This is a genomic window from Lepagella muris (genome assembly GCF_004793975.1).
GTDB lineage: Bacteria > Bacteroidota > Bacteroidia > Bacteroidales > Muribaculaceae > Lepagella > Lepagella muris.
Genome location: NZ_SRYB01000006.1, coordinates 1 through 19,823, shown reverse-complemented (window position 1 = coordinate 19,823; position 19,823 = coordinate 1). Strand labels below are relative to the sequence as shown.

General features: G+C 43.2%; 19 protein-coding genes. 14 read left to right on the top strand and 5 right to left on the bottom strand.

What is annotated here, in order from left to right; all coding sequences use genetic code 11:
- Positions 1-29: 29 nt before the first annotated feature.
- The 4 genes from E5331_RS05570 to E5331_RS05555 all read left to right on the top strand — a co-directional run bounded on the left by E5331_RS05570 (position 30) and on the right by E5331_RS05555 (position 4,221).
- Positions 30-1,382: a hypothetical protein gene (locus E5331_RS05570; protein WP_135984184.1), complete on the top strand. Its 1,353-nt coding sequence runs from the start codon at positions 30-32 to the stop codon at positions 1,380-1,382.
- Positions 1,383-1,606: 224 nt separating this feature from the next.
- Complete coding sequence (locus E5331_RS05565; RefSeq protein ID WP_123483635.1) at positions 1,607-2,890, top strand: ATP-binding protein; 1,284 nt, start codon at positions 1,607-1,609, stop codon at positions 2,888-2,890.
- 39 nt (positions 2,891-2,929) lie between these two features.
- Entirely contained in the window at positions 2,930-3,520 is a 591-nt protein-coding gene (locus E5331_RS05560) for a phosphoribosyltransferase (protein ID WP_135984182.1), read from the top strand.
- Positions 3,521-3,525: 5 nt separating this feature from the next.
- Positions 3,526-4,221, top strand: a complete 696-nt coding sequence (locus tag E5331_RS05555) for an HAD family hydrolase (RefSeq protein WP_123483637.1) — start codon at positions 3,526-3,528, stop codon at positions 4,219-4,221.
- A 20-nt stretch (positions 4,222-4,241) separates the two neighbouring features.
- Here E5331_RS05555 and E5331_RS05550 read toward each other — a convergent pair whose 3' ends face one another.
- Together E5331_RS05550 and E5331_RS05545 are read right to left on the bottom strand one after the other, a co-directional pair.
- Complete coding sequence (locus E5331_RS05550) at positions 4,242-4,835, bottom strand: DUF4230 domain-containing protein (RefSeq protein WP_123483638.1); 594 nt, start codon at positions 4,833-4,835, stop codon at positions 4,242-4,244.
- A 40-nt stretch (positions 4,836-4,875) separates the two neighbouring features.
- Positions 4,876-5,499 (bottom strand): DUF4230 domain-containing protein, encoded by a 624-nt coding sequence (locus E5331_RS05545; protein WP_168355155.1) that lies wholly within the window; start codon positions 5,497-5,499, stop codon positions 4,876-4,878.
- Between the two features lie 181 nt (positions 5,500-5,680).
- On the opposite strand from E5331_RS05545, the gene E5331_RS05540 reads away from it, so the two are divergent.
- From E5331_RS05540 to E5331_RS05515, 6 genes are all read left to right on the top strand, one after another.
- Positions 5,681-7,414: a tetratricopeptide repeat protein gene (locus tag E5331_RS05540; protein ID WP_123483640.1), complete on the top strand. Its 1,734-nt coding sequence runs from the start codon at positions 5,681-5,683 to the stop codon at positions 7,412-7,414.
- A gap of 153 nt (positions 7,415-7,567) precedes the next feature.
- A complete protein-coding gene (locus tag E5331_RS05535; protein ID WP_123483641.1) occupies positions 7,568-7,957 on the top strand; it encodes a hypothetical protein in 390 nt (129 codons plus the stop codon).
- A 79-nt stretch (positions 7,958-8,036) separates the two neighbouring features.
- The gene (locus tag E5331_RS05530) at positions 8,037-8,447 is read left to right on the top strand and encodes a hypothetical protein (RefSeq protein ID WP_123483642.1); all 411 of its coding nucleotides are present in this window, start codon (positions 8,037-8,039) and stop codon (positions 8,445-8,447) included.
- A complete protein-coding gene (locus tag E5331_RS05525; protein ID WP_123483643.1) occupies positions 8,444-10,027 on the top strand; it encodes a BSAP5a family pore-forming toxin in 1,584 nt (527 codons plus the stop codon). Before E5331_RS05530 ends, E5331_RS05525 begins: the two co-directional genes overlap by 4 nt.
- Before the next feature lie 65 nt (positions 10,028-10,092).
- Positions 10,093-10,497: a hypothetical protein gene (locus E5331_RS05520; RefSeq protein ID WP_123483644.1), complete on the top strand. Its 405-nt coding sequence runs from the start codon at positions 10,093-10,095 to the stop codon at positions 10,495-10,497.
- Between the two features lie 1,230 nt (positions 10,498-11,727).
- The gene (locus E5331_RS05515) at positions 11,728-12,027 is read left to right on the top strand and encodes a hypothetical protein (RefSeq protein WP_123483645.1); all 300 of its coding nucleotides are present in this window, start codon (positions 11,728-11,730) and stop codon (positions 12,025-12,027) included.
- A gap of 104 nt (positions 12,028-12,131) precedes the next feature.
- On the opposite strand, the gene lpxB is transcribed toward E5331_RS05515, so the two are convergent.
- Complete coding sequence (gene lpxB, locus E5331_RS05510; RefSeq protein ID WP_275441096.1) at positions 12,132-13,529, bottom strand: lipid-A-disaccharide synthase; 1,398 nt, start codon at positions 13,527-13,529, stop codon at positions 12,132-12,134.
- A gap of 29 nt (positions 13,530-13,558) precedes the next feature.
- Between lpxB and E5331_RS05505 the strand changes: the two genes are divergently transcribed.
- Positions 13,559-14,986 carry a hypothetical protein gene (locus E5331_RS05505; RefSeq protein WP_135984180.1) on the top strand — a complete coding sequence of 476 codons (1,428 nt, stop codon included), beginning with the start codon at positions 13,559-13,561 and terminating at the stop codon, positions 14,984-14,986.
- Here the strand turns inward: E5331_RS05505 and E5331_RS05500 are convergent.
- Together E5331_RS05500 and E5331_RS05495 are read right to left on the bottom strand one after the other, a co-directional pair.
- On the bottom strand, positions 14,927-15,799 hold the full coding sequence (locus E5331_RS05500; protein WP_123483647.1) for a hypothetical protein: 873 nt from the start codon (positions 15,797-15,799) through the stop codon (positions 14,927-14,929). The two genes, E5331_RS05505 and E5331_RS05500, sit on opposite strands and share 60 nt — an antisense overlap.
- A 1-nt stretch (position 15,800) precedes the next feature.
- Positions 15,801-16,727, bottom strand: a complete 927-nt coding sequence (locus E5331_RS05495) for an NAD-dependent epimerase/dehydratase family protein (protein ID WP_123483648.1) — start codon at positions 16,725-16,727, stop codon at positions 15,801-15,803.
- A 211-nt stretch (positions 16,728-16,938) separates the two neighbouring features.
- On the opposite strand from E5331_RS05495, the gene E5331_RS05490 reads away from it, so the two are divergent.
- From E5331_RS05490 to E5331_RS05480, 3 genes are all read left to right on the top strand, one after another.
- Positions 16,939-17,970 (top strand): TolB-like 6-bladed beta-propeller domain-containing protein, encoded by a 1,032-nt coding sequence (locus tag E5331_RS05490; RefSeq protein WP_123483649.1) that lies wholly within the window; start codon positions 16,939-16,941, stop codon positions 17,968-17,970.
- A gap of 157 nt (positions 17,971-18,127) precedes the next feature.
- Positions 18,128-18,382 carry a hypothetical protein gene (locus E5331_RS05485; RefSeq protein WP_169477641.1) on the top strand — a complete coding sequence of 85 codons (255 nt, stop codon included), beginning with the start codon at positions 18,128-18,130 and terminating at the stop codon, positions 18,380-18,382.
- Positions 18,383-18,774: 392 nt separating this feature from the next.
- Positions 18,775-19,293 (top strand): ferritin, encoded by a 519-nt coding sequence (locus E5331_RS05480; protein WP_123483650.1) that lies wholly within the window; start codon positions 18,775-18,777, stop codon positions 19,291-19,293.
- Positions 19,294-19,823: the final 530 nt, after the last annotated feature.

Below are 19,823 nucleotides of genomic sequence, written 5' to 3'. Positions count from 1 at the left end.
ACTTTGAGAATAATTTAAAATTGGAAGATATGAATAGGTTAAAATCAGTTCTGTTATTATGTTTTGTTATGATGATGGCTGTGTCGTGTAAGGATAAGGAGGAGCCTGTCCATACATTGCAATTTGATGTGGAAGGCTTGAAACTGTCATACGATGCGATTACGGGTGCATTTGATGGGGATATACCGTCGGAAGGTAGCGTATTCACTATTATCGGAAAAGGTGAGTATTCAAACTATGTGTATGTCACTTCAATCATCATGAGAGATGATATGGAAGATGGGAAAGATGAGAAATTTGAACTGTTGCCCCCAGGTTCCGAGGTTTCTGCTATTCAAAGAGGGGAATGGGGAGAGATAGAATATCTTACCATTACTCCACCATACAAGATTAAGTTCAGAATCAGTCCTAACAAGGGAAAAACGCCAAGGATTATTAATATCCGATTTGGGGAAGGAGATAATATCGGCAATATAAATCTCCGTCAGTCTAAGGATTTGAATCAGGAGGAGATACAATGGGATTATATATTCAGCAGCCCGGTCTCTACAAATGATATTTTCATAGGTAGCAGGTATCTTGGTATCCAGAATTGGAACTGCTCCGGAAATGCACCGCAGATTTATCCATCGGCAGTATTCCCGGCAAGCACATTTGCCACTACTTTTGACAAAGAATTTGTCGGGGAGAAAAATCCGATAACGTTATATACGGATTTCAGCGATCCTTTCATGGCAGAAATCAAGCAGCCGTCAATGGTAAATTATATCCGTTTTCTGAAAGAAATGCAGGCTTCGGAAGAATATGTAAAGGAAGCAACCCCGTCACTTAACCGGTTCCGGTTGGCAGATCTTGGTGCACCTGACAACATAAAGAATGTATTTTCTGATAATCCCCGTCTGGCAGATGCGTTCTGTGAGATTATTTACCAGAAAACAGATGTTGATAAATTCAAGAATTGGGTTGTCGGAGAGATTATATTCAAGGGATTGACCGTCACGATGGACTCTCCCGGAAAAGAGGGGTTATTTGTCGATGGGGATGTAGATAAGGACGATCCGGTATATGTTAAGAGTATCACCTATGGAGCCTCTGCTTATTTTGTAATAGGGAGTAATCTTGGTTACGATGAGATTAAGGTTATCCTGACTAAGCCGTCACTCACGGACGATGTGTGGGAGAAATTGGATAAAACCGCACTTGTCCTTATCACTTCCTCATCCCCGGATGAGGAAGCTGATTTGTCAACTTCATACTCTTCATTAAGCTCATTTATGGAGCATCCATACGATTCCGGTCAATACGGATACCCCATCTATTGCACAGGATGCTATCTTGACGATAATTCCTTTTTCCATTACCTCTGTGAGGAATATGAGTAGATTATTGCATAAGGAAAAACAGAAGGACATGGTAAACTGAATCTTTATAAAGAGAACCGGGTGGTACATGCGATGAAACTCTGAAGTGAAATTGCGCCAAACTCTGAAGTGAAATTGCGCCAAACTCTGAAGTGAAATTGCGCCAAACTCTGAAGTGAAATTGCGCCAAACTCTGAAATGTCAAAATTATTTATTATATTTGCACCACAAAACAAAGGAATAATATGGAAACGCGTAAATATAAGAAACGAATTGTTGACAAGATTCTTGCAAGGAAATTATCCGGGAAAGGAGCTGTTTTGATTGAGGGTGCTAAATGGTGTGGAAAAACTACTACAGCAGAGCAACAGGCAAAGAGCGTTCTTTATATGTCCAAATCAGGATCATTGCAGCGTAACCGTGAATTAGCGATGATGAATCCTGATCTGTTGTTGCGCGGTGAGCGTCCTCGATTGATTGACGAATGGCAAGTAGCACCTGAATTGTGGGATAGTATACGGTTTGATGTGGATCATGCCGGTGCTCTTGGACAGTTCATACTTACCGGTTCATGTGTACCGCCTGATATGTCAAATGTTATACACAGCGGCACCGGAAGATTTGCATGGCTGAGAATGCGTCCTATGTCGCTTTGGGAATCAGGAGATTCAACAGGCGAAGTGTCCTTATCAAACTTATTTACATCGCCCGAAAGGATAGGAGGGATAAACACACAAAATCTCGAAAGCATTGCATATCTCCTGTGTAGAGGAGGTTGGCCGCTTGCTGTGGATATGGCAGACCGGGAGATTGCTCTTGATCAAGCATTCGATTATGTCAAGGCTGTTGAGCAACGCGACGTGAGGGAGGCAGATGGCATTGCCCGCGATCCATCAAGAGTGCATCGCTTATTGAGGTCTTATGCCAGGCATCAGGGAGCGCAGGCAAATTTTGCCACGATAAAAGCCGATCTGATAGAGAACGAAGGAGAGGGTCTTGATGAAGTCACAGTTGCCTCATATATAAAGGCTCTTAAAAGCATTTTTGTCATAGAGGATTCAGAAGCCTGGAATCCTAATCTCCGTTCCAAAACCGCGATTCGGACATCAGATACAAGATATTTTACAGATCCATCAATTGCAACTGCAGTATTAGGTCTCGGTCCGGATGATTTGATAGCTGACCTTGAAACATTTGGGCTATTGTTTGAGACAATGTGCATAAGAGATCTCCGTGTATATGCTGACGCAGTAAACGGAACTGTTTACCATTATAGGGATAAGAATGGATTGGAATGTGATGCCGTAATTCACTTAAGAAATGGCAATTACGGCTTAATTGAAGTAAAATTGGGAGGAGAAAGACTAATCAACGAAGGCGCATCTACGTTGAAAATGCTTTCCGAAAAGATCGATACGACAAAAATGAAGAAACCCGCGTTCATTATGGTTCTTACTGCTGTTGGAGATTACGCATACCAAAGACCGGACGGTGTCTATGTGGTTCCTATTGGTTGTCTAAAAGACTAAGTGGTAAAGGCTGTTTAACCTTTAGGAATAAGTTTGCGGATGAAGGTATTGACTTTGAATGAGGAGGGATTGCGGATGGCTGCGAGGCGGCTCGCTGACGATATTGTCGGGAGTTGTCCTGATGGTTTTGACCTTATGGTGGGGATACGTCGGGGAGGTGCGTTTGTTGCCGACGGATTGCGGGAAGCGTTGCCCGACGGTTATTGCCGCTGTAGGAGGGATGTGGAGCTACAGCGTCCGTCAACGAAGAGGAAGGGTGACAGACTCTTTGCAATACTGCGTAAAATGCCGATATGGATGCTTGATACCTTGCGCTGCGTGGAGGCACGTATGTTGCAATTATCTTGCCGTGGCAGGAGGGTGGAAGAGATGGGACTGTCGCCCGATACCGCTCCATTACCCTCGTTGGATGAGAAGCCTCGGATATTGGTGGTGGATGATGCAATCGACTCCGGAGTGACGATACGCGTGGTCTGCGACGCACTGCAAGAGAGATATGGCACGGATGCCGTGATAAAAACGGCTGTCGTGACAGTGACGACCGATGCCCCGCTCTTGGATGCAGATTTCTATTGCTGTCATGACCATACGCTCGTGAGATTTCCTTGGTCAATGGATTACAAACGGTAGAGGTTATGGAGAAATACGACATGGGGAAAACTGACACAGGGAAAGACGACAGAACACCTCTCATGGTGGTTGACCTTGATGGCACTTTGGTGAGCGTCAATACGTTCACGCTTTTTACGAAATGGTTGGTGCGACATCTCTATCATGATTCCGGATTCATTCCTCTCATGGGATTGTGTCGTGATGTGTTGCTTAGGAAATGTCGTCTTATCCCACATTCTGAAGTGAAACGACGGATATTGAGGATTGCAGCAAATAATTGCAAAGAGAGCGATTTCCGAAAATTTGCAGAATCACTCAAATCCTGTCTGCGACCGGAAGTGATGACTCTTATCAAGGATTTAATGCAGGAGGGTGGTACGGTAGTACTTGCCACTGCAGCTACGGCTGTATATGCCCTGCCGTTTGCCGGGATTTTGGGCATACCATATTGCGAGGCTACCCAATACTCCGGTTCATCCGCTACCTCCGAATCAGATTTTGAGGAATGTAGGGGTGTTGTCAAGAGGATGCGTGTGGAGAGACTTGCACGCGATAGGAATCTGCGTATAGAGTGTGTGCTGACGGATCATCATGATGATCTGCCGCTTCTCTCGCTTCCCGACATAGAGCGCATCTTGGTGGCACCATCGTCTCATACGGAATCCGTGGTGAGGGGAGAAGGTTTGGATTACCGTATTATAGGGAACGAAAAAATATAGTGGATGGAAAAAGACCCCCGTCATGGACGAGGGTCGGGGGTCGGGTCGATTATTATGACCGGTGCGTTCTTATCGTCAGTGCCCTTCATTGCATTCAGTAGCGGTGTCAGGGTGGCTATGGCATTCTTACGTGCCTGGCGCACGTAGCCGCGTTTATACACGCGCTTACGCGACTCCTCCTGCCATTTGCTCTTTATTGCATTCTCCTCGGCGGCGGTCATTGTGCGGCTGAAGACTGAGTTGCGAGCATCCCAAGCATCCAGCACCTCGTATGCTCCCGGTTCGGCATTCTCAAGAATGTCTACGCGTTCGCGGGGAAGATACACAAGGGTGGTGTCGCCACGTTGTTCTATACGCAGGCTGTCAAGGTCAAAACGTATGCGACCCTCCACAGTCTGGCGTGCCACAATCCATTTCCCGTTGATATGTGCCTTAATAGCCATCTCGTCATGAATGTCGGAGGTGCATAGTTCCACCATACGGGTGATTGACTTAATGCGAGCCTCATTGGTCTTATATTCCGGAGTCGGGGCAGACGGACGAAGGGTCCATGCTATGAATGCAACCATAGCGATAACCGTCACGGCGATTATTATCTTAATCCATTTGTTCATCGTGTGCAGGAATTACTGTGTGTAGGTATTATTGTAAACCTCATTTGAAACTTATTTCAGCCTTATATCCCCAGTTGGAGATAAGTTCCGTAAGGTAAGCACGTGCCTTATCCTCGGCAGCCTTGCGCAGATGATCGGTGGCACCGGCTTTTGCAGACATCTCCTTTTTCACCTCCTTTGCCATCTGTGATTTGAGCGATGCGCGTTCGGAAGGGGTGATTGAGGAGCGGAGTCCCGTCACGCGGCTGTGCACCTCATGGAGCTGGGGTTCTCGTCCGTCGGTCATGATCTCGATCGGAGGGAGTGTGAGGTAGGCGGTGCCTGTCTCTGTGTCCACTTCGACATCCTCGCTGGAAACCTTGCTCAGATCGAGATATGCCACGATATAAGTATCGTAGGAATATACGCCGAGACGCGTGCCTATCTTCATCCGATTCAGCAGGGCGGATGCCTTAGCTTCGATACTCTTGGCGTCCTTATATTCCGGATCGGAAATCATACCCACCTTCCCGACAGTCATACGTGCCAATTCCAGACGGCTCACGTTCTGAAGCTGCGAGGAGATCTCAAGCGGATAATCCTTCTCCTTGTGGGAGCATCCGGAAAGAGGAATCATAAAGATTGCAATGATGATGTTGATAGTTATGCCGATAAGATTCTTCATAATACAATTATTCTTCATACCCTTATTTGACATATTCCCCGGTCATAAGTTACATTCGGGATGGTTAATAATTGCAAAAAAAAATTGTATTCTAAATACGAAGCATATATTTTTATTGTAACTTTGCCATGTCAAATAATGAGGTTTAGACAAATTCAATCAGAATGATTCAGAATCAATCATGATTATCCGTTTCATTGTCATATTAGTGTTTGCAATCGTGCTGACCTGTTGTGGAGGTCAGCCGGATCCGCGTCTTGAGGAAGTGGAGAGGTTGATTTCCGTCTCTCCGCGAGAAGCGATGGATTCGTTGGATGCAATCAGGTATGACAGATTGTCATCTTATGATAAGGAGTATTATGATTTCCTTATGGTAAAATCGCGCGACAAGGCGTTTGTCATCCACAAGTCTGACAGCCTTATCCTACGGGTTATTTCCAATGAGAAGCGGCATAAGAGTAGGGGAAGATATGCAGAGGCACTTTATTACGGCGGACGTGTGTATCACGATTTGGGAGATTACCCCACAGCCCTAAATTATTATCAGAATGCGTTAGACTACACTCCGGCTGATGGTGGGGATAATGTTCTGCGTGGAAAGATACTGGCTCAGACAGGCGATCTGTTGATGGCACTGAGACTCTATGAGAAAGCTATACCATACGTTGAGGAGGCGTTGAAATTGGATTCCATACAAAGGGATTCACTCAATATGATTTATGATGCTGAATTGTTGGGAAGTCTTTATCTTTACATGAAAAATTATGATAAGGCAGAGGAGCAATTTCGGCAGACAATGCAACTGTCAGATAGAATATCTCCGGACGATTCACCATCTCTTCAGATAAATCTTGCATGGACATGCTACAAAAAAGGAGATATTGAGCAAGCGTTGAGATTTATACGTTGTGCGTTATCCGGCAGTGATTCATTATCCAAACCTGCCGCCTTGTCATGCGCAGCTTTCATATACAAGAGAGCGGGTATATGCGACACTGCGATGATGTATGCGAGTGAGTTGATACGAGATAAGCGTTCGGACAACAATAAAAATGGATATAAGATATTGCTATCTAATCAGATGAGAAGATATGTGCCGACAGATTCATTACTTCGTTACATTGATGAATATCGCGATGAGATTGAGTCATATCTTGAACGTAACGGCGACCGGCAAGCTCTGCTACAGACGTCATTCTACAATTATCAATTGCATCAGCGCGAAAAAATAAAGGTGGAAAGGGATAATGAGTATCTATATATGTGGATTTTTGGCATGTCAGTTCTCATTTTATTACTGATAGTTGCACTCCTTTATCTTAAGAATAGGAATCAATCAGAGAAGTTGCGACTACATGAGGCAATAGACAATACGAAAATTTTGCGTGGGATGCTTGAAAGCGGGGAAGATGGTATCCGGCAGTGGTCGGAAAATACGGAGTATCGAAAGGGGGTATCATTGGATATAAATAGTAGTATTCATTCATCCGGTATGAATGAATTGCGGATGCGCCTACGGGAAGAATTGCTTTCTATTGTGAACGATAATAAACAAATATCGGAAATCTCGCCTGTAATATTGAATTCGGAGGCTTACAAGAAGATTCAGCAATATCTCGATGCTGGGAAACCGATTGTTGCTAAGAACCGTCTGTGGGATGAAATAGAAAGTATGGTAATAGAGAGTTCTCCGGAATTTAAGCAGCGGTTGTACCTGCTTACGGGTAGTGATCTGTCGACTTTCGATTATCATCTCGCTCTGCTCATAAAGTGCGGTTTTACTCCTACAAATGTGTCGGTGTTGATAGGAAAGGCAAAAAACACTATTTCATATCATAGAGGAGAACTTGTGCTAAAGGCATTTGATAAGAAATTGCCTACGGGTATAATTGATAGGATAATACGTTTATTATAAGGTATTTATATGTTTGGGTTGTGTTCCAATTTAGTTCCAATTTAATTTCATATATGCATTTTGGAACTAAATTGGAACTCTTTTTTTATCATTAATGTAGATTGATGTCTTAATTTTGGGGAAATTTTTGATACTAAACTTATGTCAATTTGCATGAATAAATTTTTCATTTATCCGATAATAGTTGGTGCGGTACTTTTTTCTGTAGCAGAAATCCAAGGTGCTGCCGACACTGCCGACGACACAACTTATGTAGTGGAGATCACAGAGAATTCAGATACTGAATATCTTTATCCAACTCCAAATAAACATCGCATGCCTTCAAAGAGGAGTATTTGCCTGATAACACCGCAAGGAATAAGCACGCAGATGGTTGCAACGGAGGATATCGATCTTTTTGAGATATATAGTCCGCTTGGAGAATGTCTGGGTATTTTTGCTTCAGAGCAGGATTTCATAACATTCATCTATAGAATGGATGGTACGGTGGAAATCAGACTTCATCACGATGATGGTATTTTGTATGGGTATCTTTATCGTTGATGATAGGAAATGGTATGCCTGTGGCTGTTTGCTAATGAGTGAACTTGATTGATTATTAATACACCTAAATTTGTTTTTTATGAAGATTGTAAAATGTATATTATCAATTTTGTTAGTGGTGATCTTTGCCCAATGTGGTAAGGATGATGAGAAGGTAGATGATCTTATTAAGGTTTCCGTTTTCCAAACTATGTGGGAAGGTACCCTCAAAGATAGCCAGGGTAAGGAATATGCAGTAAGGCTACTTTTTGATTACGAATCATTCGGAACATTCCTTTATAAGACAAATAATGATGATTCCTTTGATGATGAACAGGGCTTTAAATATAATCAGGAAGGTCGTATTATAAAAATTTTCCCGATTTACCCTATTGATATTATTGTAGGAGAATGGTGGATTACTAAATATGATGGCAAACACATGACCCTGACAAGAGATCCGGAAACCACATTTTCATCAACAATTACTTTAACCCAAATAATAAAATGAAACAATTAACATTCCTTCTATTACTATTCTGTTTGGTATCTTGCGTTGAAAACGAACCAATGCTTCTTGATGAATACAAATCATCAAGTGAATATATAATCAGAGAAAGACCGGCAGATAATCCGTGGATTCCGTATATTCCTAAGTCTACCTCTATTGAAACCAGAACGGGCAGAGGGGCTTTGGCTCTGAGGGATTTCTTGGGTTATTCGCTAAACCCACAAATAACACCTATTGAAAATACTCTAAATCTTGGTTATCCGGTAATTGATAAGGATAAATTATCAAAGTCGCACTCTTCGTATTTCACGTATTGGAAAAATGCGAGTCACAAGACAAATGTATATTCTTACAAGAATATTGATGATTATTTATCAAAAACGAAATTTACTGATAAAGTTGCACATGGGAGTGAGTTTAAGTTTTTGGGAATACATTTGGGTCATAAACATACAATGACTTCCATATTTGGAGAGAATTTGATTAATGACACAACATCTGTATTTGGTGAACTGAATGTAATTGCGAATGATTCCGTATATCGAATGCAGTACTCAGATGCTATTCAGAAGGAGATATTGGTTGACTATCTTGATTCTGAGTTTATTAAAAATGTCCATACTCTTCATCCTTATGAACTATATAAAATGTATGGAAGTCTTGTAATGACAAATTTTTGTTCGGGCGGTAGAGCAACTGCATATTATGTAGGAACGCATTTAAAATCTTCTTCGGAAGAAGAACAAGAATCGGATTTGTCTCATGAAATTAATGATTCGTTTACATGGAAGACAAATGATACTGGTAATGTGAATTTGTCTATTGGAAGAGGGAAAAATGGAGTATGGTCTACAACTCGAAATTTTGGACATATAAAGTTTAGTGCTACTACCCTTGGTGGAAATGCATTTGGATTCGTTACTCCTCAGGAGGTTGGAAATACGACATTAGATCTTACTTCTTGGGTAGCTTCATTGTCAAACGAATCAAATAATGTAATTTCAAAATTTAATCAGAATGGACTGATCCCTGTAACAGATTTTATATTAGAATTAAATATAAAGAATAGATTGCGTAATTATATAAATCAAAGTACTGAGGTTAGTGTTACTCATAAAGAACCGATGTTAATGATTGGAAAGTTTACTGCAAATTCAATTTGGTGTTGGTTTAACGATAGGTTTGGAAATCCATATACCCTTTTATGTGGATCTTTTAGTGGATCTGATGGAGTTGTAAAGACGAATAATTGGATAAATGGAATAACTAATATGTTTAAGATTAAAGTACTGAGTAATGATACAACTCTTAACACTAATAATGCTAAAGAGCAACTTGCGAGTCCGGATCCATTTTACAATATAGGGTTTCAGAATATAGGATTTCATCGATATAAAAAACTTATTCATCAAGGTGTCGTATATTTAATAGATGAAGAGGATAAAGTGGGCTTCTCTATTTATAATAATGGGATTTTGATTAATGAGTATGGACTGAAAGATTATATTTCATCTGCCCCAGCAGCTACAATAAGTTATTCAAAACTGATTGATGACAATTATAAGATATGTTGTTTATAAATATGTATTTAATTGAATATTATTTAAGTAACTTCAAATTAATATTATAACAAAAGAATGATTTTATGAAAATAGTAAATTGTATATTGGCATTTATGATGGTTTTATCCTTTGCGCAGTGTAGTAAGGAAGAACATGAAAATGAGACTAAGATAGAGGTGTATCAAACGATATGGCAAGGGACTCTGACGGATAGTTCCGGAAAAGAGTATTATGTGATGTATTCGTTTGGATCGGAATCTTCAGGCGATTTTCTCTACAACACCAAAAAGGATGAACCGTTCAAGGATTATAATTCTTTTGAATATCGGTTGGAGGGTCATATTTTACGCATAAGTCCCATAGTCCCAAATAACATATTTGCGGGATATTGGTGGATTACAAGGTATGATGGTAATAACATGACCTTATTAAAAGAGCCAGACACAGCTGAACAATCAATCATGACATTAAAAAAAGTATTGCAATGAAGTATTTAGTATTTACACATTTTTTTAATGTCATGTATCATGGTAATTTAGTTGAAAATGTAATCGCGAAATAGCAAGATGAGTCGGTTATTTCTAATAATAGATAAATTAGTTATTGGGGACATTCTCCCATGATAACAGAGTGTATAATAAATATAAGAAATTGGTACATAAAGAGGTAATATATCTATAGATGAAGAGGATAAGGTAGGTTTCTCTATTTATAATAATGGGACTTTGATAAATGAATATGGATTAAATGATTATATATCATCCGCACCGGCAGCTACAGTAAGTTATTCAGATTTAATTACTGAAAAATACTACATTACTTGTCTGTAAGATATATTAGATTGAAGAATTTGAAGCTTATAATTATATGATAATAGTTATGTGAATTGTGGTGATATAATCACAGATTTCGATGTGGCGTGCAGAAAAGGCTTTGAATCTACAGAGCTTTAATCTGCACGCCATTTGGAAATTGTTACATCATGCCCATCAAACCAATACATCCGGCACACAGATTATTTTGTGCTTGATGTCATAATCATGATGTGCTTGATGTATTTATTCATTCCAATTACATCATGCACATCATATCGTTACATTATGCACATCAATCCAATACATGCGGCACACAGATTATTTTGTGCTTGATGTCATAATCATGATGTGCTTGATGTATTTATTCATTCCAATTACATCATGCACATCATATCGTTACATTATGCACATCAATCCAATACATGCGGCACACAGATTATTTTGTGCTTGATGTCATAATCATGATGTGCTTGATGTATTTATTCATTCCAATTACATCATGCACATCATATCGTTACATTATGCACATCAATCCAATACATGCGGCACACAGATTATTTTGTGCTTGATGTCATAATCATGATGTGCTTGATGTATTTATTCATTCCAATTACATCATGCACATGATATTGTTACATTATGCACATCAAGCCAATACATCCGGCACGCAGATTATTTTGTGCTTGATGTCATAATCATGATGAGCTTGATGTCTTTTTCCATTCCAATTACATCATGCACATGATATTGTTACATTATGCACATCAAGCCAATACATCCGGCACGCAGATTATTTTGTGCTTGATGTCATAATCATGATGAGCTTGATGTATTCGGAAGAGGATAGTAGATTAAACTTTTTATGAAAGGGAAGGTCAAAATGACAAAATAAAAGGCAAAAGTATGAAAGACATGTTTAAGAGAATAAAGAGATGGATTCCGGTGGGGCTTGTGGCTGCCACTTTCGGACTTATGATACCGTCGTGTGCACCCGGAATGTATTGCGGTGACTGCTACTACAGTGAATATCCGAATCCGAACCATCATCACCATCACAAACCTCCCAAGCCACCGAAACCACCGAAGCCTCCCAAGCCCAATAAACCGGGTAAACCATCGAAGCCGCATAAACCAGGCAAACCGTCGAAGCCGAATAAACCCGGCAAACCCGGCGACAAGAATGATCATCGTGGGCATCGATAAAGAATGGTCGGTAGAATTAGGTTGTATTTCATAAAAGCCGTCTTTTGAGAGATTTGACAGATACTCTTCAGAAGACGGCTTTTTGTTTATTTGGAGGGATACCCTTAGTTTTCATTGTTGTCGGAGCTATCCAGACGTGGACGCGGGCGGGGTCTGCGTCTGTTTGTAGGTCTGGCATTCTCCCGGGTATTGTCATTCCCGCTTGCTGAAGAATCCTTGTTGCCGTTGGCATTATTGTTTTTAGTTTTCTTGTCGGTCGTGGGATTGTCGTGCGGAACGGTGAGACCGAGAGAGTCAGTGATCAGTTCGGCGGCATAGTCGCTTGCCACACTGTTGCCGAGACGGCGTTTGAGATTCTTGTAGCCCGACAGCTGCCAGTCGCGTTTCGGCGACGGCTGAAGCAGCGGCGAAAGTTCGCGTGCGATAGTCGTAGGTGTACAGTTGTGGAGAAGTAGTTCCGGTACGACCGTATTGTTTACGATAAGATTCGGGAGGGAGACATACTTCACCTTCAGCAGCTTCTCCATCAGACGATACGTCAGTTTCCTGCCGTTGCCACGATAGCACACCACCTGTGGGGTACCGATAAGTGCCGTCTCGAGAGTGGCGGTGCCGGAAGTGACGATTGCCGCCTGTGAATACTTCAGAAGGGTGGGAGTCGCACCAAACACCACCTGAAGTCCCGGATCCTGAGCCACCTCACGATAGAATTTCTCCGGCACGGCGGGGGCTGCCGCCACGGCATATTGGAAATCCGGAAATCTCTTGGCGGCAGCTATCATGATGGGGAGATTATTGCGTATCTCCCCCTTGCGCGAGCCGGGGAGGAGGGCGATGATAGGCTTCTCCTTATCCTCAAATCCCTGACGCTCCACGAAATGCTTGCGAGGAGGAAGATGACCCATGGAATACTCCACCTCCTGCACCGACGGATTCCCGACGTAGGTCACGTTGTAGCCGTGTCGCTTGTAGAAACCTACCTCAAACGGCAGTATGGAGTAGAGATTGTCTACCCACTTCTTGATCTTTTTCACACGGTATTCCTTCCATGCCCACACTTTCGGCGATATAAAATAGTCCACTTTTATCCCTAATGAATGGGCATATTTTGCCAGCTTGAGATTGAAACTCGGATAATCCACGAGAATAAGCACGTCGGGACGATACTCTGCCACGATACGTTTGGCCGTGCGCAGGTTCTTAAGGAGCGTGGGGAGCTTGCGGAGCACTTCCGAAAAACCCATCACATTCATCATCTCATAATGGATTTCCGGATTCTTACGTGCGGCTTTCGCCATGAGATCCCCGCCGAAAAAACGGAAATCAGCATCCGGATCAATTTTTTTCAAGGAATTGATCAGGTTGGAGGCATGAAGGTCGCCGGATGCCTCGCCGGCAATTAGCATATATTTCATCTGGGCTACAATCTTATTGATGCCTACGTCTATGCCGGTGGAATCCGGCGGCCGCCGACGCCTTTCACAAAGCGCAATATACGGCATGACGGAAGCGTTTCTTATATATGAACGAAATGAAGTACATTTTATTGATACCGCTGGTGATGTTTGGTTTAATATCCACCTCGTGTATCAACGACGATTTCACCGATTCTTCATCGGCGACACTCGCGTTTTCTACTGATACGGTAAGTTTTGGAACGGTTTTTACCGATCTCGGCACTCCCACTGCCCGGTTGAAGGTGTTCAACCGCAATAAGAAAGGTGTGCGCATATCCTCCATCCGGTTTAAGGATTCCGCCACTCCGTTCTCCCTTAATGTGGATGGCGTGAGCGGCACGTCGTTCGGCGATGTGGAGATCAGGGGTGGGGATTCGATATTCGTATTTATCGAGAGTTTTATCCCGGAGACCTCGGCTGTGGAGCCTTGGAGAGTGGCGGATCAGTTGGAGTTTGTCACTAACGGTGTCACACAGGAAGTGGAGGTGGAGGCTTGGGCGCAGAACGTGACCCGTCTGAAAGGGGAGAGGATTACTGCCGACACTCGCCTGACACCTAAATTGCCCTACCTTGTGTTTGACTCGCTCACCGTGGATAAGGATGCCACGCTCACTATCGACCCCGGCGTCAGGATGCTCTTTCATGACGGCGCCTCATTGATTGTGCACGGACGGCTGGAGGCTGTCGGGGAGGTTGGCAATATGATTCATCTGCGTGGAGACCGTATCGACAATGTGCTCCCCGATGTAGGTTATGAAGTACTCTCCGGACAGTGGGGGGGAGTGGTCATAGCTCCCGAATCGTTCGGCAACCGTATCGAATACGTGGAGATGCAGTCAAGCTCCACCGGATTGCGCGTGGATTCGTGCGGCGACCTGTCGCGTCAGAAACTGACGCTTGTCAACAGTTGGCTTCACAATTCATCCGGTTCTGTGTTTGAGTCGCGCTACTCAAAGACGGATGCCTACGGCTGCTGTTTCTCGGAGTCACCGTTGGCAGTGGTCTCGCTGACGGGTGGTGAGCATGAGTTCGTGCAATGTACCATCGCCAACAACTATCTCTTCACAGCCGTGACGGAGGCTAATCTCTCATTATATCATTGCCTACCTTCTGATGATGCCGATAATAGAAACTCTCTGATGAAGGCTAATTTCGAGAATTGCATAGTATGGGGTATAGGCAAGGCGATAAATGAGGGGAAACTCGACGGGTCAGACGTATATCTGAAGAATGTGCTTCTGAGGGCTGATGGCACGGATGACGGGCATTTCGTGGAATGTATCTGGAATGAGGATCCCCTTTTCCTGACCATACGGAATGACTACTATTTCAATTATCATCTTCAGCCCGATTCCCCGGCGATAGGGCGGGGGAATCCCTCCTACGTCAATGCGGCGTGCCTCTACGACATGGATGGCGTGGCGCGTCTGCCTGAACCTACGTCACTCCCCACTCTCGGAGCCTATGCCGGAGTCTCTTCTGGGGAAGGCGTCGATCATTGAGCCGGGAGTGGCATTGATGATCTCTATGCCGCGTGAGCGTGCATAGTCGGCGATATGCCAGTAGCTGCGGAAGGCTATTGTCATGCTGCCGAGCACGTCGTGCAACCGTAGCCCCTTGTAGGTTTCGCGGACGCGGGCATGTTCCTTCTCGTTGTCCTTATAGAAGTGAGGCTGAACGCTGACCACGAAATTCTCGTCGTCTACGCTGAGCGTGCGCGTCCATGTGTGGTCGGCACCGCAGAGGTATATCTTGCGGTAGCCTTCGCGTATCGCTGTCATGATGGCGGGTATCATCACGTTGCGAGGGCGCGGCATACCCAATCCGGAATCGAATATGGAATGTGACAGCCATTTGTAACCCTCAATCGGGGTGAGGTTGAAGGTAGCCAAAGTAAGATTGGTGTTATCCATGGTTAATCCCAAAGCAAAGTCTGCAAATTTGAGTGGGACGCAGACGGTCATATCCCAGCTGACCTTATCCAATTCCTGCCACAGTCGCGCCACGTTGGGGTCGGTGTCATTCCCGGAGAAGAAATGACCGTCGGCAAGTATGTAGTATTGCGGTCGGAGGGAGAAGAAGTCGGGGGTGTTGGCAGCGAAATTCACAGCCATGAGGTCGTTGGAGCATAACCATTCGCTGTCGTTGTCGATGGTCTGCCGCAATGACGGACCGTTACCCATGATGACGATGGCTTTCCCCTCTTTCACAGGGCGACGGGGCGACACACTGCGCGATTGCAGCGCGATCTTAAGTAATGATGCCGCTGAAGCGGCAGTGTCGGAGAGGAATGATTGCAGTTTATCGGTCTTCATTTTATTTCTCGGAGTAGGGGTAGGTTGGGTCGGTTCGGGAGATCACATCAAGGGTGTTGTGAAATGTAATTCCGGATTTTTCGATTAGTTTGGAGCCGTCAAAGGTCAGGGTTTTCATCCGTTCAGTGACTACTTTGGGGTTGAGGTTTTGGTTTATTACCGGAATGAATCTTCCGAGACGCCATATCCATTCCGCCCAATCGGGGGTGAGACATGTTATACGTTTCTGTTTCCCTGCATTTGCTGTCATGGCTTCCATGAGGTCTACGAGTCGAGGTGATTTTCCGTCGGAGGCATTGTATATGCCGCCGATGGTATATACCTCCTTTATTGCGCGTGCTACGTCGTAGGCTGTCACGATGCTGAGTCGGGCATCATTGCCGCAGATGTGTATGTAGCGACCGTTGACGGCATCTCTGAACATGCGGAGTGTCTCGCCGCCAACACCGTTGCCAAACATACGGGCGGGGCGTATTATCGTGAGACAAGTCTGATGTCGGCTTGCAAAGGTCTCGCATTTTGTCTCTGCACCTTTCTTCGACAATCCTGTCGGACTCTCCGGTATGATGGGTTGCCCCTCTGTTATCTCTGTTCCCTCCTCTGCGCCATACACTTGCCAGCTGCTGATGTAGACCATGTATCGTGGTGGATGTGAGTCAAGAGCATCCATAAGGTTGACAGTGCCGTCTACGTTTAATTTTGCATTATCATAATCATTCTCTTCCGATCCGGCGCAATGCACGACGATATCGAAACTCTGAGAACCGAAATCGGGAGCTCCGGTCTTGAGATTGCACCGGAAATCGTTATCTTCACCTCTTCCAAGCGTGAAAACACGGTAGTCCGGATCTGAACCGAATATCTCCTTCAAGTAGCGTCCCAGCATACCCGATGCGCCGGTGATCAATATGTCTTTCTTTTCTTCCATTGGAATTTATTGCCTAATGCTTGGATTTTAAGGAATAAAATACTAATTTTACCCATGTTAAGAGGTGAATGTAAAAATTTATGTTTTTACACTTCAAATTTATGTTTTTTTGCTGACATGAGCAAATTTACTTCTTTTTATGAAGTTTGAATCACCCCCAAGTTTCAGTGAAAAAGTTACGGTTGTACAAATTTTTATTAAATAAAAGTGTATGAAGATTAGCCAAATTTTAGGGATAACAATTGTTGCAGGCATACTTTTTGAATTGCCTTCATGTGGAAGAACAAATTCTTCTGCATCTGATATGCTTTTTGAGCAAACGGATTCGATTGCGTGGACTGTGTTGGGAGGTGATGATATTATCCCTTTCGCAAATGATATGTTGGTCACGGATTCCTCGATTTATGTATTAGGGCTTGCTAATGGGAAGTGGCTTCATATATACAATCAGGAAGGTAAGTTGTCAACTTCCAAACTGAGTCAAGGGAAAAGCTCGGAAGAGGCAGTCAATGCAATTGGCATGAATATTGAATCGGATACACTTCTCTCTGTATATGATCATGACATTTCAGTTGTCAAGATTCTTAATACAGATACATGGGAGATTGATAATTCAATAAATCTGCACAATTCGTTGCCGGTGGTATGGCAGGCGTCCACTATCGGTAAAGATTTAGTGCTCGTAAACCATCCCTCTATAAAAGGAGAGGAGGATATGGTGAGAGGTTTTTCAATTGTTGATGCCAAAAGTGATAAAGTCATATCTACGTATGATTCCATACCGGATGTATTCAAGGATAACCCGATGATGTTGATGGCACAGGAGAATCTTTCCGTAGCACCGGATGGAGTGCATTTTGTCTCTGTGACCGGATTAGGTGGGACAATTGAGACTTTTGAGGTAAAGGATGGTAATATTCATCCGCTCTACTCCTCAGTAGTGTTTCCATTGGATTTTGTTGATGTCAATGGTATGAAGCAGATTGTTCCGGATCCGATATTAGGCTTTTTCTCGGTGTGTGCTGCTGATGATTATTGGTTGGCATCTTATGCCGGGACAAAAAATGACAAGGATCTTACAAAAATCGGGATTTGGGATTGGAAAGGCAAGCCTATCCGAGGCATAAAGACCGACAAGTTGATAATGAAACTCGCTATAAGTCCTGATGGCAGACAATTATATGGTCTTTTGATGGAAGATGATGGATCGTTTTCCTTTGGGACAATCAATCTTGATAATTGAATAAAATGTGGACTGCAATTGTAGATTCCGATTCACTTCATTTTAATTTCAAATAAAATCTATAAAAATATAGTTTATGTGGAGTCTTATTGTTGTGAAATAGATTCTAAAGTATTACTTTTGTTTCGTAAGATGAAGTGAAATAAATATTTTTAGGGTGAAGGAATTGATAAGACGTGTGAGGATATGGTTGGCGGGGTTGACGTTCCGGACGGGTGTCATTGTCGCCTGTGTGTGCGTGGTGTGTTATGCCATGTCGTTCCTGCAGATGCTTCTTCCGCTATCGGTGACTGCGAAAGGGGTGCTTTGGACCATCTTCTTCGGTCTGGCGAAGACTGCACAATACACTGCCCTCGCAATACTCGGCACATCGGGTTATCAGCGGCTCAAACGTATCTTCGTAAGGCGTTGACGCATGCATTGGATGAGATGTGGCACTTTTCTTAAATTCTGACTTAAATTTACGGCTTAAATTTATGGCTAAAGCGTAAAACAAAACATGCCGTTGTGGCGTTGAATGGATAGAGTTTTATGTAAAGAATGTCAGACCCGACTGTCGCACTCTTCGCATGATGCGGTGATGAGGCGGTCACTTATAAAAATAAGAAATAGAAATGAAACATCAAGATTCCTCTCCCGATATGATTATCCGCAAAGTGCGGCGATTCCCTTTAGGTTTATTACGTGTGGTGCGCAGTCTTGAACACCTCAAACGTTTCCATTTCCTTTGACAAGAATCGCATACTGTCACTTCGGGCCCGACATCCAAACAGACGAAACGATAACTTAAATATTATAAAACTTATGATCAGCAAGAAAATAGTTGATGCACTTAATGAGCAGATCAACTGGGAATTTTGGTCAGGCTATCTGTATCTTTCCATGGCGAATTATTTCGAGGAGGAAGGTCGCAAAGGTATGGCAAACTGGTTTCGCGTGCAGTTCAAGGAGGAATTTGACCACGCCCAGATTTTTATCAATTATCTGAACGCACGCGGCGGAAAGGTGGTTCTTTCTCCCATAAACGCAGTGCCCCAAGGTTGGGAATCTCCATTGGCAGCTTTCGCAGCCACGCTTGCGCATGAGCAGGAGGTGACACGACGTATCCACGACCTCTATGCCCTCGCAGAGGAGGAGAGAGATTTCGCTACTCGTCAGAAACTGAATTGGTTTGTGGCTGAGCAGGTGGAGGAGGAAGAGACCGTGAAGGATATTATCGACAACCTCACTCTCGTAGGCACTGACGGCACCGGTATATATCAGATCGACAGTAAACTCGGTGCACGTACTTACGTGCCGGCTGCTCCGCTGGCAGAAAAATAAGCCGGCTCCGGTCAGTATATGAAGGAATAATACAAAAAACAGAATAAAAAGTAAGCGCAGCTCATGGAGTTGCGCTTATTTTGTAGGTATAAATATGGGTATATAAATAACGGCATCCCCGAAGGAATGCCGTAAATATTAGAATTTAAGGCTCTATAAATACTCATGTTCGGCTTGCTGACGTTTCACAACGTCGTTAGGCCATATCTTACTACTAACTTAATTCGTCATATTATGAAATATCTTACTCTATTGTCGATATAATCTTGTTTGATATCACCTGATTTCAGGCATTTGGATCATGCCTCAGCCCGAAGATGATATTTTGACGCAAAATTAATCATTGAAGTTGTCTAAACTTATTTTGAGATGTTAAAAATTCGGTAAAATAAATAAAATACAGCGCATCCTGAAAATGAAGCACTATATTATAGTCGCCAAACTTCAATAAGTTGCACCTATGCCAGAATACGCAGTACTTGACAAAGATACAATAAAAAATCGAATTATGCCCTATCTTTCGGTCGCAA